This window comes from Streptomyces sp. SM10 (assembly GCF_002910915.1).
GTDB lineage: Bacteria > Actinomycetota > Actinomycetes > Streptomycetales > Streptomycetaceae > Streptomyces.
Genome location: NZ_NEUF01000011.1, coordinates 1 through 637 on the forward strand (window position 1 = coordinate 1; position 637 = coordinate 637).

Here is a 637-nt window from a genome sequence, read left to right on the forward strand (position 1 = left end):
AGCCATCGACAACTCGACCTGGTCACGGTACGCGCGGCTGGCGGGGGACACCGGCCGGGCCCGCGCCATGCTCGCCCGGGTCGGGCCCCACCTCGCCGGGGGAGCGGCGCCCTACGTACGCGGCATGCTCGCCCTGCGCGACGGGCCGGCGGCCGACGCCCGCGAGGCGCTCCTGACGGCGGCCGAACTGCTCGCCCCGCACGACCCGCGCCGCACCCTGGAAGCCCTCTTCGGTGCGGCGGAAGCGGCGTGGGACATGGGGGACGCCATCGCGTACCTGGACGCCATGAACCGCATCCCCGTCGCGGCGGCCGACCGGTCCATGGCCCAGTACCGCGCCGGGATGTGCGCCGTGCTCGCCGGGCACCCCGACCGGGGCCACGCGCTCCTGCGCTGCTGCCTGGACTCCGCAGGCCGGGCCGAGGACGCCGGTGAGCTGCTGAGGGCGGGCGCCTGTGCCCTGGTGCTCGGCGAGGTCGACGCGGCCTGCCGCGCGGGGGCCCGTGCCCTCGCCGTCGTACGCACCCGGGGGCACGAGGCGCTGCTGCCGCACGCCCTGGAGCAGCTCGCCTACGCCGAACTCCGCGCCGGGCAGCACGCCAGGGCCCGGGCCCACGCGCTGGAAGGGCTGCACGCG

1 pseudogene is annotated in these 637 nt (G+C 78.2%); it reads left to right on the forward strand.

From position 1 onward, the window contains the following. Positions 1–637: pseudogene (locus B9S57_RS00640) on the forward strand (LuxR family transcriptional regulator); the annotation flags it as partial.